Source organism: Paenarthrobacter nitroguajacolicus (genome assembly GCF_031455195.1).
GTDB classification, from domain to species: domain Bacteria; phylum Actinomycetota; class Actinomycetes; order Actinomycetales; family Micrococcaceae; genus Arthrobacter; species Arthrobacter nitroguajacolicus_D.
Genome location: NZ_JAVDSH010000005.1, coordinates 291,450 through 315,339 on the forward strand (window position 1 = coordinate 291,450; position 23,890 = coordinate 315,339).

The following is a 23,890-nucleotide window of genomic DNA, read 5'->3' on the forward strand; positions in this document are numbered from 1 at the left end:
TGTCCAACGAAACGAGGGGAGGTATTGTCCCGCGATGCGGCGTAGATCACTCCATAGGCCGCCACTGGAACTGAGGTAGCTGGCGGTTCAGGAACGCGTTGATGCCGATCTCCATGTCCGGGCTGGCAGGCATCGCAGCCCAGGCATCGGCCCATTCCTGGTCCACCACCGATTTGCCCGTTGCCCCCTCACAATCCACCAGCCGCTTCATCGCGTGCATGGAGAAACGGGATCGGCTGCGCAGCGTATTGATAAGTGCTGCGCACTTCTCTTCAAAGGACTCTGAGGGTACGACGTCGGCCACCAACCCCAGTGCCTTGGCTTCAGTGGCGCTGAACGTCTGTCCGGTGAGGAGTATGTACTTTGCATTGGCGTGGCCCACTAGCCGCACCAACCGTTCCAAACCGGGGCGGGGATAGATGATGCCGATCTTCGCCGGGGTCAGCCCAATGACAGCTCGTTCGTTGGCGATGACGAAGTCGCATGCAGCTGCAATCTGCCAGCCACCACCCATGCACGCGCCGTCCACCAGGGCGAGTGTTGGCTTCGACACGGAAGCAATGGCGGAATCGGCGCGGCTGAGGTGGTCCACCGTGGGGCCGTTAGGTTGGGGGTCGGTGAGGACGGAGGAGAGTTCACTGATGGACGCGCCGGCACAGAACGTGTCCCCGGCGCCGCGCAGCACCACTACCGAAACATCAGGATCGGAGTCCAGCTGCGGCATGAGTTCCTGGAACTCCAAGCACATGGCTTTGGTCAGGGCGTTGCGCTGGGCAAGGTTGGAGATCTCCACTGTCGCCACACCGCCGGCAACTGAAACGGAAAGGCGGCCGGTGCGCACCTCGGAAGCGATGCTCATGAACGCGCTCCCGCTTCTGCGGAAGCCCGAAATGCCGGCCCGCACACAACGCGACCCTCACGCTCAAGCCGGGACACGTCGTCGTGCGTCATTCCAAGTTCCATCAGAACCTCCGCTGTGTGCTCGCCCAGAAGTGGTGGCGCGGCATGGATTTCGCTGGCTTCGCCGTCCAGGCTCAGCGGCCCGCGCAGGAGGGGAAGCTCGGAGCCGTCCTGCCGATGGCGGCGCTGAACGAGCTTCAACGCGGCTACTTGTTCCGTTGCCAGCGCCTGTGTGTAGTTGTAGATGGGTCCGCAGGGGATGCCCGCCTGGCTGATCTGCGGAACCCATTCGGAAGCGGGCCTTGTGACGAGCGAGGACTCAATGAGCTCCGTCAGCTGATCCCGGTTCGCGGAACGATCCGCTCCGGTGGCAAAACGGGGATCGTCCACGGCCGAGGCAGCACCGAGCAACCCGCAGAACGCCCGCCATTGCTTGTCGCTGCCCACGGCGATGTTGATGGATTCCGTGGCGGTGGCAAACGTGCCGTAAGGCGCGATGACGGGGTGGTTGTTGCCTTGCGGTGTGGCTGCTTCGCCTAGGCTTAGGGCTTTCTGTCCCTGGAATGCGGACAGGTTCAGCGCGGTTTCCAGCAGTGAGGTGGACACCCGGCCGGGGCGTTCACCGTTCCGTGCGCCCAAGAGCGCTGAAACGATGCCGAACGCGCAAACCATCCCCGAGGTGATGTCCACGATGGGAAGACCTACGCGATAAGCTTTCCCGGGTCCGGGCCCCGTGACGGACATCAGCCCCGACATTCCCTGGATGACCTGGTCCAGCCCGGCGTCGTCCTTGAGGGGCCCGGTGTTCCCGAACCCACTGACGGACCCCAGCACGAGGCCAGGGTTGAGTTCCTCCAGCCGCGCGGCAGTGAAGCCCATCTTGTCCAGGGTGCCGGGTTTGAAGTTCTCCACCAGGACATCGGCATCGGCGATCAGGCCGGCGAGGATGTCGCGGCCCTCGGTCGAATAGAAGTCCAGGCACACGGATGCTTTGTTGCGGTTGACGGACTCGAAATAGAGGCTGTGCCCGTCCTGGAATGGCGGCCATTGGCGGGCGGTGTCACCCCCGTTGACGCTTTCCACTTTGATGATCCTGGCACCCATATCGGCCAGGAGCGCTGTGCAGTAGGGCCCGGCGAGGGCCCGGCTGAGGTCGATCACGGTGATTCCGCGGAGTGGTTTGAGCATGGTTGTGTACCTAACGTTGGAGCGGATTTAGAGGCTGGAGGGCAGCACCAGGGCGCCCACCAGCAGGAGCGGGCCGACCACCACCATGGACAGTCCCCACCGGGTGAGGAGGGTGGTGATGCGGGGGCGTTCATCGGCGTCGACGGTGGCCACGAACGTGGCGCCAACAGTGGAGAACGGCGAAACGTCCACGATGGACGAACACACGCCCAGCGCCGCGATGACTGCCCACCCGGCGATGTCGCCGGAGGCCACCAGCGGCAGGGCAAGCGGCACAAGGGCCGCGAGCATGCCGGTGGTTGAAGCGAACGCGGACACGAGGCCGCCGATCGCGCAGATCACCAGCGCGGCCAGGAGCGGGGTTCCGACGGCGCCGGCTGCTTCGCCGAGCAGGGTGACCGCTCCCATGGTCTGAAGCACTCCGACGAACGTGATGATCCCGCCCACCAGCAGGACCGTGGACCAGTCGATCTTGGCTACGGCCGGCTTGCCGGACTGCGGATCGCACAGGGTGAGGACCGAGGCGAAGGCGAAGCACAGGACGCCGATGTCCGGGCTGGCGCCCAGGACAGACATGAGGATGACGGTGAGGACCAAACCCGCCATGCAGATCACTGTGATGACCTGGTTGCGGTTGAGTTGAGGGCCCGACGCCGGTGCCTCCGTCCGCGGTCCGTCCAGGACCTGGATGGTTTGTTGCGCCGCTTGCTTGCCCCGCGCGATGTTGCCGTCGCGCTCAAAGGGGTGTGACGGCGTCGGGCGTTCTTTGCTGAAGCGTGGCACAGCTGTGCCAAAACCGTCCGTGGTGCGGGTGTTGAGCAGCTTGAAGCCGCCGAAGAGGACGTAGGCGGCAGCTACGAGAGCCAGGTTGGTGCCAAGTGCCACGGTGAAGAGAACCAGCGGATCGAGGTCGATTCCCGCTGCGCGTGCCGTGCCATAGGTGACGATGCCGAACAAGCTGGTGGGGGCGAATCCTCCAGCGCTGAGGCCTGAGCCGATGGCGATCCCCATCAGCATGCGGTCGATGCCGTACCGTTTGGCCAGCGGCATCCCAATGGGCGCCATGACCAATCCGGCCAGGGGCGAACCCATGGCCGAAATGCCAATGGTCAGCGCGAAGAAGGCCAGCGGCAGGAAGAATGCCCGGTCACCAACTTTGGCAATGGCCCGCTCAATGATCACGTCGATGGTCCCGTTCGCTTGGGCGATCGCGAAGAAATAGGTGACGCCAACCAGCAGGACCAGGATCCCGATGGGGAATCCCGCCACGACCTTGTCGATGGTCATCCCTGCCATCCATACGCCGACACCTGCTGCCGCTGCGAACATGAGCACGCCGATGTGCACCTTGCGCAGTGTGGCCAGTACGAACACGCCCACAAAGATGGCGAGAGCCGCGATCTGTAATTCCATAGCCCGTTCTCCAATCAAACTTCTTCGGTTCACTGGATGAACCAACGGTTCATTTTGGGAAGTCGCCTGTAATGTAGAGGACAGGGAAAAGGCCGTCAAGCGGGAGAGTGGATGAGTACGCAGAGTGTGGTCACAGCAATCCGGGTGCTTGAAGCGGTCTCCGACAACCAGCCGGCGGGTTTGTCCGAACTGAGCCGGGAGGTGGATGTTCCCAAGGCCACGGTGCTCCGCGTGCTGAGGACGCTGGGCGAATTGGGGTGGGTTTCGCAGTCCGAAGCCCAGGCCGGCAAATGGGTCCTGACCAATCACGCGTTTGCCGTGGCCAGCCGTGGAAGCAGCGGCTCAGTCATCCGTGACGCCGCCATGGGCCCACTCAACGCGCTGCAGCTGGACACCACCGAAACAGTGCACCTGGCGGTACCTGACCGCGGCTACATGCTCATCATCGAACGCCTGGATACCCCGCACGTCCTCAGGGCATTCCTCCCGTTGGGCTCACGTTTGCCCATGCACGCTTCCTCCACCGGCATGGCGTACCTGTCGGCAGCCGATGAAGCCTTCGTAGAGGAGTACCTGGCTGGTCCGCTGGAAGCGCTGACTCCGCAAACCGTTGTGGACCCGGCCCAGCTCCGGGCGATGATCGTGGACACCAGGGCCCGCGGGTACTCCATCAACGAGCAGGGGCTCAGTACCGGCATCACCTCGATCGGTGTCCCGCTGCTGGGACCGGGCGGCGTGGCGGCCGGATCCATTTCCATTTCAGGGCCCTCAAGCAGGATTGTTCCCGCCAAGTACCAGGAGTACGGCGAGGCTGCAGCAGGAACCGCCCGGGAGATCAGCCGTGCTCTCGGAGCGTTTTCATCAAAAGGTTACTAAGTTTCCTGAGCAACTACTTCGCTGGACGTCATTGCACGCCTATCATGATGCTGTGAACGTGCTCCTTCCGGCCAATTGTTCTGTTTGAACTCTTTTCCGGGAGGGTACGTAAGCGATAAGGAGATGAATTTCTCCGATCGGTGCCCGTTGGCATGGGTGGCGCTCCTTCGGGGGTACCAGCGGACGCCTTCCTGAATAGACAAACATTTATTGAAGGGATGCGTAGCTCAATGAACACACTCCTGATAATCGCTGGCGTAATTGCGATCATCTTGCTTCTCGTCGGTGGATTTAACCAAGCCCTCAGTTTCCTGCTGTGGGTAGGAATTATCCTGCTGGTGCTGGCCCTCATTGGATGGGTGCTGGGCCGGGGCCGGTCTCGCGTATGACAACTGATCCAAGCGAAGTTGCCGGCTATGCCCAGGTTCGCGATGGAACTACTACGCCCGGGCGCCCCGTTCCCAGGGACCCGGGCGTGCCCGGAACCGGTGGGCAGGTGCCGGTCAGCGACGGTCCCGAGGAAGCTCCAGAGGATGCCGTTGATGCTGGACCCAGCGAATCAGCAAATCCGCCGGGGCCGGCAGAGGAAAAGGATGAGCAGACTGCGGACAACCGCGGTTTGACCACCGAAACCAATCCCACGGACTGACAGTGGGCTTTTGCGGCCGCGGGCGGAAGAAATTCCGGCTGCGGCCGCACTCGTAACCTTTGACTGCGGCGGGGCAGCCAACTCAGCGATTGAGGTTGTTATGCGGATCGGTTCAATCATCGGCCTGCTGGTAGTGGTTTGGCTGGTTATCGGAGCGGTAGCTGCGGGCCAGCGGGGTTACTACGGCACGCCACCCGCCCAGTGCTCCCAGTTCTCAACCATTGCGCTCAACATTGCCGCGGGGCCACTGAACTACACCGGCCTGGACCCCCAGGGCGGGTGTGAGATTCCGAAGCCGTCATGATCCGGCGCGGGAAGTTTTTGGCAGCAACCCTGGCCGCCCTGATCTTCCTGGGCGGAATGATCACCGGTTGCGCCCAAAGCCCTTCAACGGATGCACTTAAAGGCCCCGCGAAGGAAGCCGCCTCAGCTGTCCGGACCGCCTCACTTGCGGTGGACCTGAGGCTCCAGGAGCGTGCGACGGCGGCAGCAGGGACTACTACTGCGGACGACATGCTGAAGGGTATGCAATCTGCTACCGACGAGCTGGAAAGCTTCGGTGCGAAAACGCAGGAGGAGCAGTCGCTGCGGGACAGCATGCTGGCGTGCTTCTCCACTATCTCCCGGTCGCTGATACACGCCCGTGATGCCTTGGCGGCCCCCACTTCAGCCCCCGACGGCGGCAAGAACCTCGCAGGAAGTGTCCAGCTCCCGGCGGTCCAGGGTGAACTCCGAACGGCTACTGAACAACTTGACGAACTCATGACCAAGGCCGGCATCCAGTGAAACGGCTCCTCGGTGTTGCACTCGGCATCCTGACAGCGATCGGGGGCTTTGTCGACATCGGGGATCTTGTGACCAACGCCGTCGTTGGCTCCCGCTTTGGACTCTCGCTGGCTTGGGTGGTTGTGGTTGGCGTGGTGGGAATTTGCCTCTTCGCCAATATGTCGGGACGGGTCGCCGCCGTGTCTGGACGGGCCACCTTCGAGGTGATTCGGGAGCGCATGGGACCGCGGGCGGGCCTTGCCAATCTCACCGCATCCTTCCTGATCAACCTCATGACTGTCACTGCGGAGATCGGCGGGATTGCCTTGGCCCTCCAATTGGCCAGCGGCGTTTCGTACATGCTGTGGGTTCCGTTCGCCCTGATCGCGGTATGGCTGGTGATATGGCGGGTGAAGTTCAGCATCATGGAAAACGTGACAGGGCTTGTAGGCCTGTCCCTGGTGGTCTTCGCCGTAGCGCTCTTCCTCCTCAAGCCGGACTGGGGTTCGCTCGCCTCCCAGGCGCTGAACCCCTCAATCCCCTCGGAGGAGGGCTCCGGCGTGTACTGGTACTACGCCATTGCCTTGTTCGGAGCAGCCATGACACCGTACGAAGTGTTCTTCTTCTCCTCCGGTGCCGTAGAGGAGCGCTGGAAGGTCAAGGACCTGGTGCAATCGCGGATCAACGTCCTGTTGGGCTTCCCACTGGGAGGGTTCCTGTCCCTCGCCATAGCGGCCTGCGCCGCCGTCGTCCTCCTGCCGGCCGGAATCAGCGTGACGACGCTGTCGCAGGTGGCCCTGCCGGTAATCCAGGCGGGCGGGCAACTGGCTCTGGCTGTCCTGATCCTCGGCGTTGTCGCCGCGACCTTCGGTGCTGCGCTGGAAACGACCCTGTCCAGCGGGTACACGCTGGCCCAGTTCTTCGGTTGGTCCTGGGGTAAGTTCCGGCGCCCGACGGAGGCGGCCCGCTTCCACGTGGCCATGATCGTGGTCCTGCTGGCGGGTGTCGCTGTCCTGGCCACCGGTGTGGACCCTATCCTGGTCACCGAATATTCCGTGGTGTTTTCCGCGATCGCGTTGCCGCTGACCTACCTGCCCATCCTGATCGTGGCGAACGATCCCCAGTACATGGGCAAGCACGTCAACGGCCGGGCTGTGAACATTGTGGCCCTCATTTACCTGGTCATCATCCTGGTGGCCTCTGTGGCGGCCATCCCCCTCATGATTGCGACGGGAGCAGGGGCATGAGCAAAGCGAAGCCGATTCCGGCTCAGGACATCAAGCCCGCGCCGCGCCCGGCCGGCTTGGTGCTGGATGCCCAGCTGCACTTGCTGGACCGGCAAATACTGGACGTCGACGGCGTACCCGTCACCACGGTTGACGATGTGGAGTTGAGCGGCCCCGCACCTGATGAACCCATCCCCGAAGGAGCCGAGGCTCCCCACATCACGGGATTGCTGACGGGGCCGGTCCTGGGCACGCGGATCTTTGGCGGCAGGCCGCCGTCGAGCCGGTTCATCAGGATCCCGTGGGACATGGTGGCTGGCGTGGATACGGTGGTTTCGCTGGGAGTCCGAGCCAATTCACTCGATGCCTCCTGGGTTGAGCGGTGGATGCGGGACCAGGTCATCGCGAAAATTCCAGGAGGCCGGCATGATCCTGAATGACATTCTGGGCAGGGCCGTCATGGACAGCAATGGCGAACGGTTGGGTGAGGTGTCGGACGTCAGGTTCGCCCTGGACGCTGCACCGGCGCAGCTCTTGAGCCGTGCCCGGATGGTGGGCATCGTGGTGAGTCCCCGGACGGCGACGTCGTTCCTCGGGTATGAGCGGCAGGACCTGTCTCAGCCTTGGCCCGTGGCACAGCTGCTGCGATGGCGGCATCGGGGATCGTTCCTGGTGTTGTGGGAGGACATCGCGGTGATGGGTCCCGACGGCGTGAGGCTGCGCTCCGAGTTCACGGCGTACGAATCAACGCTGCCAAGGTAGTCGCTGTTTGCAAATGCTAAGTTTGCTGATTAGTTTGGTAGTAGGGCATGGACATGCCACAGAACGCCCTTAGGGGTTCGAAGAGTTCCATATACACGTTCACCGCTTTTGGAAAGGACAGGTCGCATGGACAAGCAGAACGCCACGCCGGAAGAGGAAGTGGGAGGCTACGGCACCCCCACCGCGGAGCAGGAATCCGGCGGAGGGCAGGCACAGCCCCGCGTGGAAGAAGACCTCTCTGAAGCCGGTTTGAGCCAAGACAGCCCTGACGGCGAAACGTTCGCCACCGGTGCGCCGAACCTCAGCCACTTGGACCCCGAAGACTCGGACAGCTCAGGGGAGCCGGGCGCTGGTCGCTTCGGCGGGACTGAAGAACAGTCGCACGCCGAGCAGTCCTTGCAGCCGGACGGCAACGACGATGACTTGCCGGACGGCAGCGGCAACGACCTCCCCCAAGAGGAGTCTCCGAATGACGATGACGAAGAAGATTTCGACGCCGGCTAAAAACTCCAGCTGGCGCGCTTAAGCAGGCGCGCCTCCGGTTAAGCAGCCAGCCGGCTGGCGTGCCACTGGCACCACCCGCACTAAGCACCCGAGACACGATCGAAGGAGCAGTCACCTATGGCCACTGTGAATAAGTCAATCGAAGTAGACGTCCCCGTATCCGTCGCCTACAACCAATGGACGCAGTTCGAGACGTTCCCCGAGTTCATGAACGGGGTGGATGCCGTTGAGCAGATCGACGAAACGGGCCTCCACTTCTCAACCAACGTGGGCGGTGTAAAGCGCGATTACAACGCGCAGATCGTGGAACAGGTCCCGGACACCTTGGTCAGTTGGGCCAGCGTGGACGGCCCCCGCAACGGCGGTACGGTGAGCTTCGAGTCGCTCGAACCTGCCAGGACCCGGGTCTCGGTCGAGATCGTGTGGGAGCCGGAGAGCCTCACTGAAAAGGCTGGTTCGGCCCTTGGGGTGGACAGCCTGCGTGTTGGTGCGGACCTGGACAAGTTCAAGAAGTTCATTGAGGCCCAGGGTCACGAAACCGGTGCCTGGCGTGGGACGGTGTCTGGCGGCGACGTGGATGACACAGGCGAAGGAACGCTGGATCCCACCCGCCCCCGCTCGGTAGACATCTAGCGCGGCGCTGCGGACTCGTTCACACTGGTAACAGCACCAAATAGATAGCTCCAAAGAGGGCCGGCCACTTATACGGGCCGGCCCTCGCGGCTTATCCGGGAGCTGAAACGGCAGAGGAGCACGGGGTACATGGCAGCGTCCAGCAACATCGAGACTGAGCGGAAATTCGACGCCGATGATTCCTCGCCGCTCCCGGATCTGGGATCCATCGATGGCGTCGGGAGAGTTGGTGAGCCCGCGGTCCATCACCTGGAAGCCGTTTACTTCGACACCAGCCAGCTGGCCCTGGCCGCCCGCGGGATAACGCTGCGCCGCCGTACCGGCGGTACCGACGCCGGGTGGCACCTCAAACTTCCGCATAGCCCTGGCAACAGGACAGAAATCCAGGCACCCCTGGGCTCCGTGGATGCCATCCCTGATGAACTCCTGGAGCGCGTGCTTGCCTACACCTGTGGTCGGCCGCTGGCCCCTGTCGCGACCCTGAGTACCGAACGCACCAGCTTCGCCCTGTATGGCGAAGGCGGCGAACGCCTTGCCGACTTTGTCGATGACCAGGTACGCGCCCACGTCGTTGTCGACGGGCCCCGTGAGTCGAAGTGGCGCGAGTGGGAGCTGGAGTTGGCCGCAACTGATGGCCAGGAGAGTGCCTTGCAGGAGGCTCTTGCCGGACAGTTGGCAGACGTCGGGGCGAAGCCCAGCACCCGAGTCTCCAAGTTGGCCACGGCCCTGGGCGATTCATGGCCCGCACCCCGGGAAGCGGCAAGGAAATCCTCCAGCGGCAAGGCCCCGGCGGTGACTCCGGTACTGGAGTACCTGGACGCACAAATGGCAGAACTGCTCCTTCAGGACGCCCACGTTCGGCAGGACCGGGACGATGCAGTGCACCAAATGCGCTCCCTGATCCGGCGCATCCGCTCCGTGCTGCACAGCTACCGGAAGCTTTTCGATCCGGAGGCAGTCGACGGGCTCGAATCAGAACTGAAATCCCTCGCCGAGACGCTGGGCCGCTACCGGGATACAGAGGTCTTGCATGAACGGCTGCGTCTTGCGCTGGATGAGTTGCCGCCCAAGCTGGTGTTGGGACCGGTGCAGGATGAACTCGACCAGCTCATGCAGGTCAGGGCGGACACGGCGTTGTCGGCTATCCGGGAGCGCCTGGACAGTCCACGTTATTACCGGCTGCTTGAACACCTCGAGGCGTTCATCCAAGCCCCGCCCGTCGCTCCCAAGGGGAGCCGTCCAGCTGGCAAAACAACCGCCAAGCTCGTCAACAAAGCCGCCCAACGGCTCGGCAAACGCCACGACGCCGCGGTGGGTTCCGCCGTCGGGCCTCAACGCGACAAGGCGTTCCATGAGGTCCGCAAGGCCGCCAAGAAGCTTCGCTTCGCTGCCGCGGCTGTAGCAAGCGTGCACGGCAAGCGCGCCGGCAAAGTGGAGGACGCGGCTCACAAGGTCCAGTCGATCCTCGGCGAGCACCAGGACAGTGCCATGGCCCGCGAGGAGCTGCTGAAACTGGGCTCGGCTTCGGACGTTGGGAGCGTGGCGTTTACCTACGGCGTGCTCCACGCGCTGGAACGCAATGCGGCCGATGCAACAGAGCAGCTGTACCTGCAGAGCGGCAAGAAGGCGCGAAAGCTACGACTCAAGCCCTGACACACGATTGCCCCTAGTTGCCCGCGGCAACCAGACGTAAACTGGCCTTCGGTTCACACGGCGTCTGCTTGGAGATCTCATGCTTTGGAAGGTCCTTGTCCGGTTCCTGCGGCCGCATCAGCGGCTTTTGATCGCCGTCGTCGTCTTCCAGTTGGCGCAGTCCATCGCCTCCCTGTACCTACCGACGCTCAACGCCGACATCATCGATCACGGTGTCGCCACCGGCGATACCGACTACATCATGCGCATGGGCGGGCTCATGCTGCTGATCACCCTGCTGCAGATTGCGTGCGCCGTGGTGGCCGTGTACTTCGGCGCGAAAGCGGCCATGGGGATGGGGCGCGACGTCCGCGACGCGATTTTCAGCCGGGTCGGCGAGTTCTCCGAGCAAGAGGTCACCAGGTTCGGGGCGCCGTCCCTGATCACACGCTCCACCAACGACGTCCAGCAGATCCAGCAGTTGGTCCTCATGTCCTGCACGCTGATGGTCGCCGCCCCCATGCTGAGCATCGGCGGCGTGATCATGGCCGTCCGGCAGGACGCCCAGCTGTCGTGGCTGATTGCGGTGTGCGTGCCGGTGCTGCTGGTGGCTGTCGGCCTGATCGTCACACGGATGGTGCCGCTGTTCCGCAAAATGCAGGTCAGGATCGACGCCGTAAACCGGGTCCTGCGAGAGCAACTCACCGGCATCCGCGTGGTCCGGGCCTTCGTGCGCGAAGACATGGAGACCTCCCGTTTCGGCAAAGCCAACGACGACGTCACTGACGTGGCGCTGCGGGCGGGCCGTTTGATGTCGCTCATGTTCCCGGTGGTCATGCTGGTCATGAACGTCTCCAGTGTGGCGGTGATCTGGTTCGGGTCCTTCAGGATCGAGGACGGTTCCATGCAGGTGGGCACCCTGATTGCCTTCCTGAGCTACCTGATGCAGATCCTCATGTCCGTCATGATGGCCACGTTCATGGCCGTGATGATTCCGCGGGCGTCCGTCTCCGCCGACCGGATAGGTGAGGTGCTCGATACCGCCTCAAGTGTCCAGCCGCCGTCGAACCCTGTTGCCGCCGGTATCCGGCGGGGCGAACTGGCCATGCACGACGTCGGATTCGCGTACCCGGGTGCCGAGCAACCCGTGCTGAGCGGCGTCACCTTCACGGCCTTCGCGGGGCAGACCACCGCGATCATCGGCAGCACCGGCGCCGGCAAGACCACCCTGGTGAACCTCATGCCGCGCCTTTTCGATGCCACCAGCGGATCCGTACGAATGGATGGCGTGGACGTCCGCGACCTGCACCCCGACAAATTATGGGGACATATCGGCCTGGTGCCGCAACGGCCGTACCTGTTCTCCGGAACAGTCCGCAGTAACCTCCAATACGGCAAGCCCGACGCTACCGAGGAGGAGATGTGGCAGGCATTGTCTGTAGCGCAGGCACGTGACTTCGTCGAAGAAATGGAAGGTGGCCTCGACGCAGCCATCTCCCAGGGTGGAACCAACGTTTCCGGTGGGCAGCGCCAGCGGCTCGCGATTGCGCGGGCATTGGTGAAGCAGCCCGAACTGTACATCTTCGACGACTCGTTCTCCTCGTTGGACACCGCAACGGACGCCCGGCTGCGACAAGCCCTCAAACGGCACACCAACGGCGCCACCCTGGTGATCATCGCCCAACGCGTGTCCAGCATCGCCGACGCGGACCAGATCCTGGTGCTCGACGACGGCAGGATCGTGGGGCAGGGAACGCACGATGAGTTGTTGGAGTCCTCCGAAACCTACCGCGAAATCGTGTCGTCCCAGCTCGCATCGGAGGAAGCAGCATGAGCACCGTCACCCGTGGACCCCAACGCCCAGCCATGGGTCCTGGACGCGGCGGTCCCTTCGCCGGGATGAACGTTCCGGCCGAGAAAGCATCCAACTTCAGCGCTTCCGCCCGGCGCCTTTTGGGGACACTGCGTCCGGAGCGGTTGTGGCTGACCTTGGTCCTGGTGTTCGCCGTAGTCAGCGTCGCCCTGTCCGTGATCGGACCCCGGCTGCTTGGCGAAGGCACCAACCTGATCTTTGCCGGCGTCGTCTCCAAGCAGTTGCCCGCAGGCGTAACCAAAGCCGAAGTGATCGACAGGCTCCGCGCCTCAGGCGAGGGCAGCAAAGCCGACATGCTCAGCGCCATGACCCTCACGCCCGGCGTCGGAATCGACTTCGGTGCGCTGTCCTCCGTGCTGCTCTGGGCGCTGGCCCTGTACGTCCTGGCCTCCGCGTTCGGTTGGATGCAGGCGTACGTCCTCAACGGTGTGGTCCAGCGGACCGTCTACCGGCTGCGTGAGCGGATCGAAGCGAAAATCCACCGGCTGCCGCTCCGGTACTTCGACTCCATCCAGCGCGGCGAGCTGCTCAGCCGGGTAACCAACGATGTGGACAACATCTCCCAAAGCCTGCAGCAATCCATCAGCCAAGTAGTCTCGTCCTTACTCACTGTGCTGGGCGTGCTGGTGATGATGTTCGTCCTCTCGCCGCTGCTGGCACTGATTGCCCTGGTGACCATCCCGCTCACGCTGGGGACAACCCTTCTGATCGCCAAACGGTCCCAGAAGATGTTCGTGGCCCAGTGGAAAAACACCGGCGAACTGAACGGCCAGATCGAAGAAACCTACACGGGCCACGCGTTGGTGAAGGTGTTCGGACGCCAGAACGAGGTCCAGGAGAAGTTCCGCGCGAAGAACTCAGAGCTGTACCAGGCGAGCTTTGGAGCGCAGTTCGTTAGCGGGCTGATCATGCCCGCCATGACCTTCATCGGCAACCTCGTCTATGTGGGAATCGCCGTCGTCGGTGGCCTCCAGGTCGCTTCCGGTGCCATGCAGTTGGGCGACGTCCAGGCGTTCATCCAATACTCGCGGCAGTTCACCATGCCGCTGGCCCAGCTCGGGTCCATGGCCAACATGCTCCAATCCGGTGTTGCGTCCGCCGAACGCGTCTTCGACCTGCTCGATGAAGAGGAGGAGTCCGAAGAGCCGGCAGCTTCCGCTTCGGGCCCCTCACGTGGACGGCTCGTGTTCGAGAACGTGTCCTTCCGCTACTCGCCGGACAAGCCACTGATCACGGACCTCAGCCTGGTCGCCGAGCCAGGGCAGAGCATCGCGATCGTCGGGCCCACCGGTGCCGGCAAGACAACGCTGGTGAACCTCATGATGCGGTTCTACGACCTCGACGGCGGCCGGATCACCTTGGACGGCGTGGACATCGCATCCCTTTCACGGCAGGAACTGCGCTCGCGGATGGGCATGGTGCTGCAGGATACGTGGCTGTTTGGCGGGACCATCCGAGACAACATCGCTTATGGTCGGCCCACCGCTTCCGAATCCGAGATCGTTGAAGCCGCGCAGGCAACGTACGTCGACCGATTCGTGCGGTCGCTCCCGGAAGGCTACGACACCCTGCTCGATGACGAGGGCGGCAACGTGTCGGCAGGTGAGAAGCAGTTGCTGACCATTGCGCGTGCCTTCCTGTCCCGGCCGTCCGTCTTGATCCTGGATGAAGCCACCAGCTCAGTGGATACCCGCACCGAGGTGCTGGTGCAGAAAGCCATGAATGCGCTGCGCTCGGACCGGACCAGTTTTGTGATTGCGCACCGGCTCTCCACCATCCGCGACGCCGACCTCATCCTGGTCATGGAGGCCGGGCAGATCGTGGAACAGGGGACCCACTCGGAACTGCTGGCCACCGGTGGAGCGTATTCCAGGCTGTATGAGGCGCAGTTCGCAGCACCGGCCGCCGAAGTTTAGGGGCCTGGGGGCAGCGGCTCAGCCCCGTTGTCGGGCCAAGGCGTAGGACGGTTCCCGGAGCCGTCGTGTCCAGTCGTACGTCCCTGCGCCGGGGAGGGGGTTGAGGACGGGATCGAAACGCTCGTCGGAATCCTGGCCGTGATCAGCCACGGTAAGCGTCAACGTCCCAAGACGGCACCAAGGACCCAGCGGGCTGGCGTGATGGAGCTTCAGTGTCCACGGCCCACGTCCAAGAGCGGCACGGAACGCCCTGGGTTCCACGGGCAACTTCCCAGGTCCTTCAATGGTGCGTGCTGCTATCAGGACGGGTCCGGACATTGATTTGTAGGGCATCATGCTGGAGAACACGGCGGATGCGGCGTTGCGTCGGAGCCGGAGGATGAACCTGCCGATTCCTGTGGGACCGGTGGTAGCCAGCAACATGTCGGCCTGCTTGCCGTGCTCCGTGAAGCGTATGGCCAGGCCAATGATGTCCGGCAGGGCATCGGGCAATCCGATCGAGCGCGACAGCCGCGCATTCACCGGGTTGGTCCCTGAACCATCCAGCCACGGGATGCCCGACGGCCTGCGCTGGCCCGGATCCCTCTTCAGCGTTCCCACCAGATGGATCCCCGTCGGATGGATGGGGCGATGCGGGCGGGCGACCTTGATGGCCCTGAAAAGGCCGGCAAAGGTGGCCCCGGCCATTCCTTGTACCCTGCTGCTCAATGTACCCATCTGGTCACCCTATGCGGGACAAACCCGGAAAGACAGCAACCTGATGATCGCGGAGTGCTCCCTAGGGCAGGCGTGACGGTCGAAGCACGTTCGCGTCTCCGGCCTTGGCTGGGTCCAGAGGCACCGGACTAACCAGAACCGCCGCCCCACGGTTCAGCATGCCGCCGGAAACCACTTGGCATCGCACACCACCACGCCCGCGCATCGCTTTGTGGGCCCCAGGGGCGAGCATTTCGTCCATCCAAGCACAGGGGTGGGCCGGGCGTCCGGCTTTCAACCGCACCGCATCACCGCCGGACTCCAATGTGAACTCGTGGCCGAGCAAGGGCGCCAGCTCGGCACCCCTGAGCACAACATTGCGGCGCGTCAGCAACGGATCGAAAGGCCCGGCGTCGAGTTCGGCTGCCATTGACTCCAGCGCTTCAACTGCGAAGAGGGTTACGGCGGCGTCCATGTGAGCGGCCTTGCCGAAGAACCTGTCTCCAACAATCCCCTTGCCGGAGACCAGTTCGGCGTGTGCGGCATCAGCAGTGGGGACATCCGCGGCGCCCTCCCGGGCACGGCCAAAGTAGGCATGCGCCGGCGACACCAAAAGGTGCAGCACCTCGACGTCGTACCTGTATTCAGTCGTCACCCCTTAACGCTAGCCGACGGACCAACGCGTCAACGATGGGCAGTTGCCCCTTGACCAGCTTGGTCCTGGCCGTGGCTTCATCAAACCAGCGTGCGTCATCAATCTCAGGGAAATTTTTGATGTCCCCTGAGCCTTTTGGCCACTCCATGGGAAAGGTGTTGCTGACAATTTTGTCCGGTTGAAATTCCGCGGCTTCGGCGGCGAAAGCGGTGATGAGTTTGCCGGAGGGCTGGCGAAAAACTCCCAATAATTCGTAGTCCACGGATGGGGGAGGGGAACCTATTTCTTCCGTAAATTCCCGTTTTGCTGCCTCTAGGGCGTCTTCATCGTCAGGAAATTCGCCCTTGGGAATGGACCATGCGTGCTGGTCTTTCCGTGACCAGAACGGGCCGCCCATGTGGGCTACCCATAGTTCCAACAGACCAGACAAGGGCTGCCGGTAAAGAAGTATGCCTGCGCTGCGAATTGCCATGTTTCCCTTCGAACCATCCAGGGCGTCCAAGGTCAGAAAACGAGCCTACCGGATGCGTGGCCCCGGACCATGGGCGGCGTCATCGTCCGTCTGCCCGAAGCTGCTGGATCATCCTGCCGTAGTCATCTACGCCTACCCCGTTTCCGGCGCGGTTCTTCCCCCTGAAGAGGTCCTCTTCGAAGCCGAACAGGAACATGGTCATCCCACACTCTGCGGCGTACTCCGGCGCAAGCCTCAACTGATCGGCAAGGCTGTGTGAGAACGGCGAACCACCGGTGAACGGCGCATCGGGAGGGCCGGGATTTTCCCCAACCAACCCGAGCCCTGCGCGTCGGGCCAACGCGCTCGTGTATCTGTGGGACGACCACTCAGAAACGTCGTCCCGGACCACACCCGTTTCGTCACCCGGGCGGCAGCGGTCCTGCGGTGGATCGGCCGTGCGTGCCCACACATCAGAGACGTCGTCCAAGCCAGTGAAGTCGATAGCCACACCGGGCAACGCCGCCAATACGGCGAACTGGGCAACATAGTCAAGACCGCGTTCCAGGGCGCCATCCGGGTTGGCGCGCCCATCGAGGCGACCGTCGACAGCTTGAACCACGTCAGCAGGCAAAGCTCCCCGACCCGCCACCGGAACGTGAATCAGCCCTTCGTAGCCGAGCTTCCGCAGCTCGCCCACCTGCCACACCACCGCGTCCACGGCGGACCCCGCGTACCAGTCCCACCAGTTCCGGACCTGCTGGGGGGTGACCACCCGTCCGTTCCAGGACCGGGAGCCTGGAACCCAACCCGGCATGGGCGAGCGCACCACTCCTTCAGCCAATCCGATCCCGAGTTGGGGAGCGTCTCCGAAGGCCCAAAACTCGCCTTCATTTCCGCCGTCCTCGGGCCCCGGGTATCCCAGCTCACCGCTGGCGTCCGTACCAACCCTTATTGCCGTAATGTGCTCCAGCCCCAGGTCCGACGCGACGCGGGCCAAGTATCGTTGGGCGGCGTCCCGTGTTGCGGCACTGAAGATCAACTCCGCCCCGCCGTGCCGGGCCACGCCTCCGGAACTGCCTTTCAAGACACCGCCGGCCAGGCGCCTGACCCAGTTGGGCGCGTAGTGAAGGCCCGGGGACAGGACCACCCCCATGCCGGCCTGGCGACACGCGTCCAATCGCGCCTGCACCTCGGCAACGTAACGTGAATCCACCCGGCCCTCGACCGGCTCGTAGCGGTCCCACGCCAGTGGCAGCTCCACCACGGACACCCCGGCCGTCCGCAGCGCGGCCAGCCTGTCAGGCGAACAGCTCGAACCCAAGACGCCGAAAGCCATCGGGGCAGGGCTGGCGCGCCCGGTTCCGGCCGAACAGCCAACGGTTGAGCCCAGGATCACCAACGCCAGGAAGGTCAAGAGGCTAACGCGCCTCATGGGTATCCGCCGGTCACCGGTGGCAGTGTCATCCCTCCGGCCACGGCGGCGTCCAGCTTGTCGCGGTCCAGTTTCCACACGACGGTGTCCCCGGACGTGGGCCCGGAGAAGGTGAAGACCGGCTGGGCATTGTTCTGCAGCCAGTCCAGGAACGCCGGCGACGCGTAGCCGTAACCCTGCCCCAGTTGCCTGCCCTGGGTCAGGACATACTCCGCGTTCCGGTCCTGCAACGACTGCAAGGACGGCAAAACCTCCCAGCCCTGGTGCGGCAACAGTGCGAACTCACCTGTGACGGACGTTAGCCCTACTATTGCGGACTCAGGTAGTTCCGTATTCATGAAGGCCCGCGCACGGACAAGCCCGTCGTCAACCACCGACCTTGCCTGAACACCCAGAAACAGGCCCAGGCCCGTCATGACGACCACGACGGCGGCGACCACACCCCGCAGGCGGGGCCGCCACGTTACGACCATCACTGCGGCCACAGGCGTTGAAACCAAGGCCGCCAGCACCACGCAATAGCCGAACTGTTCTTCAGCGGCACCGAAAAACACGGAGTAGACGCCCACCAAGCCGGTAATCAATGAGAACAAGCCAATAACGCGCCGTTCCACCAGCGGGGATGCCGCGGCCAGCCCGCCGGCCACGATGGACAGACCCAGGAGCACGTAGCTTGTGCCGAACCGCCCCATCAGATCTACAAGCCGATCCACCAGGCCGACGCCAGGGACGGCATTGAACCCAGTCATCTGAACCACGCCCGCCATTCTTAGGACACCCACGGACTTTTGTTCCAGGAACTGGGGGAGCAGCCCACCTGCAGTGATCAGGCTCAAATAGATGAGGTACGGAACCACGGAACAAACAACCATCCGCAGGGCAGTCCGCGGAGGCACTGTTCGCCGCCAGGCTACGCCGGCCAGCAGTGGGACCACTGTGAAAACCGCCGTCATGTCTTTCATGACGATTGCCAGTCCAAAGACCAGTCCTGCAGCTATTTCAAGCCACAGCCGGGGGCGTCCCCGTTCGCGCTTGAGCAGCAGCAGGACCAGCAGCCAACCGGACAGGACCGCCAACCCAGTGGGCGTCTCCATCATCAACCGCCCGTCCATGCGGAGCACAAAGGGGTCGCTGGCCAGGATCATTCCGGCCACTGTCGCGGGCCCGAGCCCTACCAAACGGCGGACCAGCAGGAAGCAGACAACAACGGTGCCCACACCCAGGAACGCGTTGAACCACCGCAGTTGAAGGGCCAGGTCCATCGGATGCCCGTCGAGGCCCATGATCCGGATCACCAAGGCGTTGAGCGCATAGGATCCGGGAGGATGGAGGAAGAAGGGAGCGCCGGATGTTGAGGGTATTTGTCCGGCCGCCAGTTGCCTGGCCAAATCGGCGTAGGTTACTTCGTCGATGAAAACGTCGTTGGCCCGTTCCACTCCGGTTACCCGGAACACCATGGCCAGCAAGCCCACCAGCCCCGCAACCCACAAAGGATGCCTGAACAGCTTCGCGGTTCTGGACTGCTTCCGGATCCGAACCCGGAGCATGGGTGCCTCGGGTTGGTCCTGCGCGTTCATGGGTTGTTCTGGAGAGATTGTGCTTGGGGTCAGCATGTAGTGGTTTGGGTGTTCCTGATACGCGGTGTCTGATTTTTGGCGGAGGACAGCTCACCGGGGGCCTCGATGGGCATAAGGTTGCCGGGCTCTGCGGTACCGCTGCTGCTTGTCATTGGATGAGTCTCCGATCTAACGTCCATGTCTTTCTGCATCAAGGCATGTGTCCTGTCACTTTGTTAGTGCGGGCAAACGAGTGATCGTGACGCGGCCGGAGTCGCCCCGGAATGCAGCGCCAGGGGCAGTGCGAAGGCCCACCGTTATCCAATTGATGTGGTAACGCCGATTTTGCTGGCCCATTTCGCTTCCGACAGGACCCTGCCTAATCGATAATCGAGGAGTTGCACGTTCCTCGGGGGTGGAACGTCACGGCGGCCTCAGGCAATTGCCGGAGGCATTTCTGGGCGCATCAGCAGGAGGACACAGCTATGGCATTGTCAGTGAAGCTCCTTCCACATGGGGGAAGAAAAGCAATGGGATTGGCCGTCATTGCGGCGGTAGGTTTATCGATGTTCACGGGCATGGGCCCCTCAAGTGCCGCGGATACTACGCCGATGGCTGATGATCCCGGGCCAGTGGGCAGTTTTGCGTGGAAGGGATTCAACTGGCAAAAGCGTTTTTGGGGTGGGGCGCCCATGTACAACGCCAGCTGGGACGCCAACAATGTGAGCAATCCTGACGCCAACGGGTACGTCAAGCTCTCCATCACCAACCCCACAGGTACCGCTCCCAAGGGGGCGGAGTTCCAGTCCACCCGTGAAGGATTTGGCTATGGCACCTACAGCACCACGGTGGAGAAGGATGTCAGCGCCCTGCAGAAGGAAGTTGTATGGGGTTGCCTGTTCACGTACGACCCCGCAGCGGAACCCGGGTACACCGAAATCGATCTTTGCGAAGCGTCGGCGTGGGGTGGCGGAGCGGCTTACGGCGAGAACTGGCCGGTAACGCAGGGGCATGGCTACTGGTTCGATGCCACCAAGCCTCCAGGGCAGGGCAATAACACTGTCACCTTCGATGTCACCAACGCTCCGATTCTCACGCACAGGATGGTGTGGGAGCCGGGCAAGCTGACTTTCGAGACGTTCGCAGGGGAGGGCTACACAGGGACGCTGCTGAAAAGGACCGTCCTCCAGGGGTCCACGGTTCCGCTTCCCGCCAAGGAACAGATCCACTTCAACCTTTGGGTGACCGGCGGTGGGGGAGGAGACGCAGCAGGTGTTGCTCCGGAATCCGTCACCATCCGCGATTTCTCCTTTGTCCCGGGCATCCCGCTGACGGCCCCGACTCCTACGGTGACCGGAACGGCAGCGGTGGGTTCAACGTTGACGGCTGCGCCGGGAACATGGACCACGGGCACTGCACTGACTTACCAGTGGTACAGGAATGGAGCGGCGATTGCAGGCGCCACCAACGCAACCCGCGTCCTGGCTGCGGCAGACCAAGGCACAAAATTGACTGTCCGGGTCACCGGAACCAAAGCCGGGTACGCAACAAGCACCAAGGAGTCCGCGCCAACGGCAACAGTTGTCGCAGGCACCCTGGTGGCACCTGTTCCCACCATCACTGGGACGTTGAGCGTGGGCTCCACACTGACAGCCAATACGGGCACCTGGACCTCAGGAACCACCCTGACGTACCAGTGGTATCGGTCAGGGGTGGCGATTTCGGGGGCAACGGCTAAAACCTACGTGCTGGTGAGCGCTGACCAGGCCGACACGATGAGTGTGAAGGTCACCGGCACCAATCCTGGTTACACCACGGCGGCCAAGACATCCGCCAGCACAGCGGTTGTGGCCTGAGTTTTAAAACAACAGGCCCGCAGTTGTGTCGCGCTGGGGGAAAGCGACACACCTGCGGGCCTGTTGGGCTTTGGGGAGAAGCGGCTAGGCCTTCTTCTCGGCACGGACTGGCACGATCCTCTTGATGGCGAGGCCCAGGGCGAGCATTGCGAAGGCAGCCAGGGCGAACCAGAACAGATCACCTGCGCCTGTCATGGCGAGCGTTCCTGAGCCTGTGGCACCTACGAATGCGCCTGCTGCGGGTCCTGCCGGGTTGTTGTACATCAGTGATTACCAAACTTTCTTGCGGTTGAGGGCTGCATCCAGGTAGGCCTTGGCGTGCACGGCCTGGAGGAAGATATCGATGACGGTTTCGTACATGGTTGCGGCCAGCAGCATGTACCTCCAGCCCCGGAAGCGCAGTGTGACGATGCGCTCCAGGACGAAGATGCCGGTGACTGCGATCCAGAATGGCTGGAGGTTCAGGCCCATTCCGGTGGTCAAAGCAAAAATGATGGAGCCGAAGTAAGCCAGGGTCACCACGACGCCGATCATCGACAGGAACTGGCGTCCCCAGTAGGCGCGAGTCACCTTGGTCCAGCCGTACTGCACGCAGTTCTCCACCGCGCCACGCTTCCAGCGGAGCCGCTGCGCCCAGAGTTCACGCCATGTAGGCATGACCTCCGTGACCAGCGTGCAGTTGGACGGCGAAGCGATGCGGTACCCGAGGGTCAGCAGGGCGAAGGAGAGCTCGTTGTCTTCGGTGAGGACCGACGTGTCGTAGACGCCGCCCTTGCCGTTGCCTGGAGGGAGGGTGCCCGCCAGACGGGCTGCGACCACATCGCGCAACGTCTTGACCCGGAACAGTGCAGCCGTTCCGGTCACCACCAGGCATTTGCCGTGGAGGCGCTTGACGTCCCTGGCGTAGCGGGCGTACTCGTTACGCTGCAGGTGTCCTACGAAGCCGCCGCCGGGGCCGCCGCTGAACACGCCGCCAACTGCGCCGAGCAGTTCATCGGTGAGCAGGTTGTCGGTGGCGTTTTCGATGAAGTCGAGGGCCAACTGCGAGTCGGCATCCTGGACCAGGACCAGGTCTTCAGGGTCGGCGTCCGGAAGCAACTCGCTCAGCGCGAAGTTCAGGGCACCGGCCTTCTTGTCCTTGTTGCCGACCGTCCTCATGACCTCGACGCCCTGGGCAAGCGCGAGAGTCTCGGTGTCGTCGGTGCAGTTGTCGGCCACCACGATGATGCGGTCCGGGCGGCGGGTCTGGTTGTTCAGGGACAGCAGCGTCTCAGTGATGCCAGCCGACTCGTTGTGGGCCGGGACCAGGACTGTTACTACTCCGCCGGCGGCACGGTGGGATCCGCGCGGGGTGGCATCCGTGTCCGGTGCGTCTGCACTAACCGTGATTTCCGTGAGCATTGTGATCCCTCCGTTCGAGCGTTGAAGCGTTGACTCATTTAGAGTTCCAACGCCAACGCAAGAAACACGCAGGCAAAGCGTCAAGGAAAACTCAAGGTTTGCTCAGGACTTCCCGTGAGGCATCACGAATCATGGTCCGGGACCACTTGTACGTTCTTTGGCGCACCTCTGGAGGCGCCTTAAACGCAAGAGGACGACGCCGGCAAGTACCGGCGTCGTCCTCTTGCGTTTGCTGTGGGCTGCTTAGCGGCTCAGGCTGACCGTGAAGGTTTTCGGTCCGCTGAGCGTCACTGCGATGCCGCAGTTTTCGGCGGCGGCGCGGTGTGAGAGGGACTGGATGGCGGCATCGACGGTGTGGTCGATGGCCGACTTGTCCCAGATTTTCAGCGTGATGGAGTCAGTATGTGTCGTCATTGTCAGTACTTTCACTCAGGCCGTTATCAGCCCCAAGCTTCTTCGCCCGGGGCCGCATCCTCGTCGGTGAGGATTGCTGATTCAGCTTGTATGGGAAACGAATTCCCTCATTCATGGTTCATGTTGCGTACCGTGATTGACAAGCGAATCCGGCCAAGTGTGACCGATTACACGTTGCTCATTACTCCGTGTAACCGGTGCTGGCACTGTGTTCCCGCCAACGGTCAACCTCTGCCCGCATGGCTTCCTCCACGGCGTCGTACGCATAGACAGCGTCCGCTCCGAGCAACAGGAAAGCCGGGGTCTGCTCGGCTTCCACTGCGCTGATAATCACCTGCGCAGCCTTGTCCGGGTCGCCCGGCTGGGTGCCGTGCACGGTGTCGTTTTCCTTGCGGCGTTTCCCGGCTGTGTCAGCGTAGTCGGCGATTGCTTCGGCTGACTGGGTGAGTGAGCGGCCGGCGAAATCGGTCCGGAACCCGCCCGGTTCCACAGCTGTAACGGAGATCCCGAGGGGTTGGAGTTCCTTGTGGAGCGAACCTGAGATTCCCTCCAGGGCGGCCTTGGACGCGGAGTAATAGCCCGATCCGGGCGGGCAGATCCGGGCGCCGATGGAGGAGATGTTCACGATTGTGCCCGATCGCCTTGAACGCATCCCCGGAAGGACGGCCTTGATCATGGCTACGGGGCCGAACACATTGGTGTCGAAAAGTGTGCGGACGTCGGCGTCGTCGCCTTCTTCGATGGCAGCGCGGTAGCCGTAACCGGCGTTGTTGACCAGGACGTCTACGCCGCCGAAACGCTCGGCGGCCTGCTGAACCGCCGCGTCCACCTGGGACTGATCGGTGACGTCGAGCGACACGGCGAGTGCCGTCTTCGGGAATTCAGCGGTGAGGTCCTGCAGAGAATCGGTGTTGCGGGCGGTAACCACTGCGTTATCGCCTTTTGCGAGGACGGCGTGGGCCAGGGCCCGGCCGAGTCCTGTGGAGCAGCCTGTGATGAGCCAGGTAGTCATGATGTTCCTTTTCCTAGGGGACCATTCCATTGGAACGCTACTCCTGGGAACGCGGGAGTGCCTGGCGGTAGGGGTGA

25 protein-coding genes are annotated in these 23,890 nt (G+C 63.0%); 13 read left to right on the top strand and 12 right to left on the bottom strand.

Annotated features, from left to right (window positions below):
• Nucleotides 1–46: 46 nt before the first annotated feature.
• From J2Y68_RS13340 to J2Y68_RS13350, 3 genes are read right to left on the bottom strand one after another with little or no spacing between them, the layout of a single operon-like run.
• Nucleotides 47–859: an enoyl-CoA hydratase/isomerase family protein gene (locus J2Y68_RS13340; protein WP_309994144.1), complete on the bottom strand. Its 813-nt coding sequence runs from the start codon at nucleotides 857–859 to the stop codon at nucleotides 47–49.
• On the bottom strand, nucleotides 856–2,088 hold the full coding sequence (locus J2Y68_RS13345) for a CaiB/BaiF CoA transferase family protein (RefSeq protein WP_309994145.1): 1,233 nt from the start codon (nucleotides 2,086–2,088) through the stop codon (nucleotides 856–858). Before J2Y68_RS13345 ends, J2Y68_RS13340 begins: the two co-directional genes overlap by 4 nt.
• Before the next feature lie 27 nt (nucleotides 2,089–2,115).
• Nucleotides 2,116–3,501 (bottom strand): SLC13 family permease, encoded by a 1,386-nt coding sequence (locus tag J2Y68_RS13350; RefSeq protein WP_309994147.1) that lies wholly within the window; start codon nucleotides 3,499–3,501, stop codon nucleotides 2,116–2,118.
• Nucleotides 3,502–3,612: 111 nt separating this feature from the next.
• On the opposite strand from J2Y68_RS13350, the gene J2Y68_RS13355 reads away from it, so the two are divergent.
• The 12 genes from J2Y68_RS13355 to J2Y68_RS13410 all read left to right on the top strand — a co-directional run bounded on the left by J2Y68_RS13355 (nucleotide 3,613) and on the right by J2Y68_RS13410 (nucleotide 14,337).
• A complete protein-coding gene (locus tag J2Y68_RS13355) occupies nucleotides 3,613–4,377 on the top strand; it encodes an IclR family transcriptional regulator (protein WP_211713311.1) in 765 nt (254 codons plus the stop codon).
• A 385-nt stretch (nucleotides 4,378–4,762) separates the two neighbouring features.
• Nucleotides 4,763–5,026, top strand: a complete 264-nt coding sequence (locus tag J2Y68_RS13360; RefSeq protein ID WP_309994149.1) for a hypothetical protein — start codon at nucleotides 4,763–4,765, stop codon at nucleotides 5,024–5,026.
• A gap of 100 nt (nucleotides 5,027–5,126) precedes the next feature.
• The gene (locus J2Y68_RS13365; protein WP_309994151.1) at nucleotides 5,127–5,330 is read left to right on the top strand and encodes a hypothetical protein; all 204 of its coding nucleotides are present in this window, start codon (nucleotides 5,127–5,129) and stop codon (nucleotides 5,328–5,330) included.
• A gap of 17 nt (nucleotides 5,331–5,347) precedes the next feature.
• On the top strand, nucleotides 5,348–5,812 hold the full coding sequence (locus J2Y68_RS13370) for a hypothetical protein (RefSeq protein WP_309994152.1): 465 nt from the start codon (nucleotides 5,348–5,350) through the stop codon (nucleotides 5,810–5,812).
• The gene (locus tag J2Y68_RS13375; RefSeq protein ID WP_309994154.1) at nucleotides 5,809–7,038 is read left to right on the top strand and encodes an Nramp family divalent metal transporter; all 1,230 of its coding nucleotides are present in this window, start codon (nucleotides 5,809–5,811) and stop codon (nucleotides 7,036–7,038) included. Before J2Y68_RS13370 ends, J2Y68_RS13375 begins: the two co-directional genes overlap by 4 nt.
• Nucleotides 7,035–7,457, top strand: coding sequence for a hypothetical protein (locus J2Y68_RS13380; RefSeq protein ID WP_309994155.1), 423 nt, complete (start codon nucleotides 7,035–7,037; stop codon nucleotides 7,455–7,457). Before J2Y68_RS13375 ends, J2Y68_RS13380 begins: the two co-directional genes overlap by 4 nt.
• Nucleotides 7,444–7,779 carry a PRC-barrel domain-containing protein gene (locus J2Y68_RS13385; RefSeq protein WP_309994157.1) on the top strand — a complete coding sequence of 112 codons (336 nt, stop codon included), beginning with the start codon at nucleotides 7,444–7,446 and terminating at the stop codon, nucleotides 7,777–7,779. Before J2Y68_RS13380 ends, J2Y68_RS13385 begins: the two co-directional genes overlap by 14 nt.
• Before the next feature lie 126 nt (nucleotides 7,780–7,905).
• Nucleotides 7,906–8,283, top strand: a complete 378-nt coding sequence (locus J2Y68_RS13390) for a hypothetical protein (RefSeq protein ID WP_309994158.1) — start codon at nucleotides 7,906–7,908, stop codon at nucleotides 8,281–8,283.
• A gap of 117 nt (nucleotides 8,284–8,400) precedes the next feature.
• The gene (locus tag J2Y68_RS13395; RefSeq protein WP_309994160.1) at nucleotides 8,401–8,916 is read left to right on the top strand and encodes an SRPBCC family protein; all 516 of its coding nucleotides are present in this window, start codon (nucleotides 8,401–8,403) and stop codon (nucleotides 8,914–8,916) included.
• Between the two features lie 129 nt (nucleotides 8,917–9,045).
• Nucleotides 9,046–10,569 (top strand): CYTH and CHAD domain-containing protein, encoded by a 1,524-nt coding sequence (locus J2Y68_RS13400; protein WP_309994161.1) that lies wholly within the window; start codon nucleotides 9,046–9,048, stop codon nucleotides 10,567–10,569.
• 79 nt (nucleotides 10,570–10,648) lie between these two features.
• Complete coding sequence (locus tag J2Y68_RS13405; protein WP_309994163.1) at nucleotides 10,649–12,382, top strand: ABC transporter ATP-binding protein; 1,734 nt, start codon at nucleotides 10,649–10,651, stop codon at nucleotides 12,380–12,382.
• Nucleotides 12,379–14,337, top strand: a complete 1,959-nt coding sequence (locus J2Y68_RS13410; protein WP_309994165.1) for an ABC transporter ATP-binding protein — start codon at nucleotides 12,379–12,381, stop codon at nucleotides 14,335–14,337. Before J2Y68_RS13405 ends, J2Y68_RS13410 begins: the two co-directional genes overlap by 4 nt.
• A gap of 18 nt (nucleotides 14,338–14,355) precedes the next feature.
• Here J2Y68_RS13410 and J2Y68_RS13415 read toward each other — a convergent pair whose 3' ends face one another.
• The 5 genes from J2Y68_RS13415 to J2Y68_RS13435 form a co-directional block, all read right to left on the bottom strand.
• Nucleotides 14,356–15,054 (bottom strand): hypothetical protein, encoded by a 699-nt coding sequence (locus J2Y68_RS13415; RefSeq protein WP_309994166.1) that lies wholly within the window; start codon nucleotides 15,052–15,054, stop codon nucleotides 14,356–14,358.
• 61 nt (nucleotides 15,055–15,115) lie between these two features.
• Entirely contained in the window at nucleotides 15,116–15,688 is a 573-nt protein-coding gene (locus J2Y68_RS13420) for an MOSC domain-containing protein (RefSeq protein ID WP_309994168.1), read from the bottom strand.
• A complete protein-coding gene (locus J2Y68_RS13425) occupies nucleotides 15,678–16,160 on the bottom strand; it encodes an NUDIX hydrolase (RefSeq protein WP_309994327.1) in 483 nt (160 codons plus the stop codon). The genes J2Y68_RS13420 and J2Y68_RS13425 overlap by 11 nt, the downstream gene beginning before the upstream one ends.
• A 79-nt stretch (nucleotides 16,161–16,239) precedes the next feature.
• Nucleotides 16,240–17,574, bottom strand: coding sequence for a hypothetical protein (locus J2Y68_RS13430; RefSeq protein WP_309994169.1), 1,335 nt, complete (start codon nucleotides 17,572–17,574; stop codon nucleotides 16,240–16,242).
• A complete protein-coding gene (locus J2Y68_RS13435; RefSeq protein ID WP_309994171.1) occupies nucleotides 17,571–19,151 on the bottom strand; it encodes an ArnT family glycosyltransferase in 1,581 nt (526 codons plus the stop codon). The genes J2Y68_RS13430 and J2Y68_RS13435 overlap by 4 nt, the downstream gene beginning before the upstream one ends.
• 590 nt (nucleotides 19,152–19,741) lie before the next feature.
• Here J2Y68_RS13435 and J2Y68_RS13440 point away from each other — a divergent pair.
• Nucleotides 19,742–20,986 carry a hypothetical protein gene (locus J2Y68_RS13440; protein WP_309994173.1) on the top strand — a complete coding sequence of 415 codons (1,245 nt, stop codon included), beginning with the start codon at nucleotides 19,742–19,744 and terminating at the stop codon, nucleotides 20,984–20,986.
• An 84-nt stretch (nucleotides 20,987–21,070) separates the two neighbouring features.
• Here J2Y68_RS13440 and J2Y68_RS13445 read toward each other — a convergent pair whose 3' ends face one another.
• From J2Y68_RS13445 to J2Y68_RS13460, 4 genes are all read right to left on the bottom strand, one after another.
• Nucleotides 21,071–21,250 carry a hypothetical protein gene (locus tag J2Y68_RS13445; protein ID WP_211713326.1) on the bottom strand — a complete coding sequence of 60 codons (180 nt, stop codon included), beginning with the start codon at nucleotides 21,248–21,250 and terminating at the stop codon, nucleotides 21,071–21,073.
• A 6-nt stretch (nucleotides 21,251–21,256) separates the two neighbouring features.
• Nucleotides 21,257–22,387 (bottom strand): glycosyltransferase family 2 protein, encoded by a 1,131-nt coding sequence (locus tag J2Y68_RS13450; RefSeq protein ID WP_309994175.1) that lies wholly within the window; start codon nucleotides 22,385–22,387, stop codon nucleotides 21,257–21,259.
• A 243-nt stretch (nucleotides 22,388–22,630) separates the two neighbouring features.
• Nucleotides 22,631–22,801, bottom strand: a complete 171-nt coding sequence (locus J2Y68_RS13455) for a hypothetical protein (protein WP_309994177.1) — start codon at nucleotides 22,799–22,801, stop codon at nucleotides 22,631–22,633.
• A 181-nt stretch (nucleotides 22,802–22,982) separates the two neighbouring features.
• Nucleotides 22,983–23,813 (bottom strand): oxidoreductase, encoded by an 831-nt coding sequence (locus J2Y68_RS13460; RefSeq protein WP_309994179.1) that lies wholly within the window; start codon nucleotides 23,811–23,813, stop codon nucleotides 22,983–22,985.
• Nucleotides 23,814–23,890: the final 77 nt, after the last annotated feature.

Coding starts and splice junctions, on each gene's coding strand:
- J2Y68_RS13340 (WP_309994144.1), bottom strand. CDS start 859: ATGAGCATCGCTTCCGAGGTGCGCACCGGCCGCCTTTCCGTTTCAGTT.
- J2Y68_RS13345 (WP_309994145.1), bottom strand. CDS start 2,088: ATGCTCAAACCACTCCGCGGAATCACCGTGATCGACCTCAGCCGGGCC.
- J2Y68_RS13350 (WP_309994147.1), bottom strand. CDS start 3,501: ATGGAATTACAGATCGCGGCTCTCGCCATCTTTGTGGGCGTGTTCGTA.
- J2Y68_RS13355 (WP_211713311.1), top strand. CDS start 3,613: ATGAGTACGCAGAGTGTGGTCACAGCAATCCGGGTGCTTGAAGCGGTC.
- J2Y68_RS13360 (WP_309994149.1), top strand. CDS start 4,763: ATGACAACTGATCCAAGCGAAGTTGCCGGCTATGCCCAGGTTCGCGAT.
- J2Y68_RS13365 (WP_309994151.1), top strand. CDS start 5,127: ATGCGGATCGGTTCAATCATCGGCCTGCTGGTAGTGGTTTGGCTGGTT.
- J2Y68_RS13380 (WP_309994155.1), top strand. CDS start 7,035: ATGAGCAAAGCGAAGCCGATTCCGGCTCAGGACATCAAGCCCGCGCCG.
- J2Y68_RS13385 (WP_309994157.1), top strand. CDS start 7,444: ATGATCCTGAATGACATTCTGGGCAGGGCCGTCATGGACAGCAATGGC.
- J2Y68_RS13390 (WP_309994158.1), top strand. CDS start 7,906: ATGGACAAGCAGAACGCCACGCCGGAAGAGGAAGTGGGAGGCTACGGC.
- J2Y68_RS13395 (WP_309994160.1), top strand. CDS start 8,401: ATGGCCACTGTGAATAAGTCAATCGAAGTAGACGTCCCCGTATCCGTC.
- J2Y68_RS13400 (WP_309994161.1), top strand. CDS start 9,046: ATGGCAGCGTCCAGCAACATCGAGACTGAGCGGAAATTCGACGCCGAT.
- J2Y68_RS13405 (WP_309994163.1), top strand. CDS start 10,649: ATGCTTTGGAAGGTCCTTGTCCGGTTCCTGCGGCCGCATCAGCGGCTT.
- J2Y68_RS13410 (WP_309994165.1), top strand. CDS start 12,379: ATGAGCACCGTCACCCGTGGACCCCAACGCCCAGCCATGGGTCCTGGA.
- J2Y68_RS13415 (WP_309994166.1), bottom strand. CDS start 15,054: ATGGGTACATTGAGCAGCAGGGTACAAGGAATGGCCGGGGCCACCTTT.
- J2Y68_RS13425 (WP_309994327.1), bottom strand. CDS start 16,160: ATGGCAATTCGCAGCGCAGGCATACTTCTTTACCGGCAGCCCTTGTCT.
- J2Y68_RS13430 (WP_309994169.1), bottom strand. CDS start 17,574: ATGAGGCGCGTTAGCCTCTTGACCTTCCTGGCGTTGGTGATCCTGGGC.
- J2Y68_RS13435 (WP_309994171.1), bottom strand. CDS start 19,151: ATGAACGCGCAGGACCAACCCGAGGCACCCATGCTCCGGGTTCGGATC.
- J2Y68_RS13440 (WP_309994173.1), top strand. CDS start 19,742: ATGGCTGATGATCCCGGGCCAGTGGGCAGTTTTGCGTGGAAGGGATTC.
- J2Y68_RS13445 (WP_211713326.1), bottom strand. CDS start 21,250: ATGTACAACAACCCGGCAGGACCCGCAGCAGGCGCATTCGTAGGTGCC.
- J2Y68_RS13450 (WP_309994175.1), bottom strand. CDS start 22,387: ATGCTCACGGAAATCACGGTTAGTGCAGACGCACCGGACACGGATGCC.
- J2Y68_RS13455 (WP_309994177.1), bottom strand. CDS start 22,801: ATGACGACACATACTGACTCCATCACGCTGAAAATCTGGGACAAGTCG.
- J2Y68_RS13460 (WP_309994179.1), bottom strand. CDS start 23,813: ATGACTACCTGGCTCATCACAGGCTGCTCCACAGGACTCGGCCGGGCC.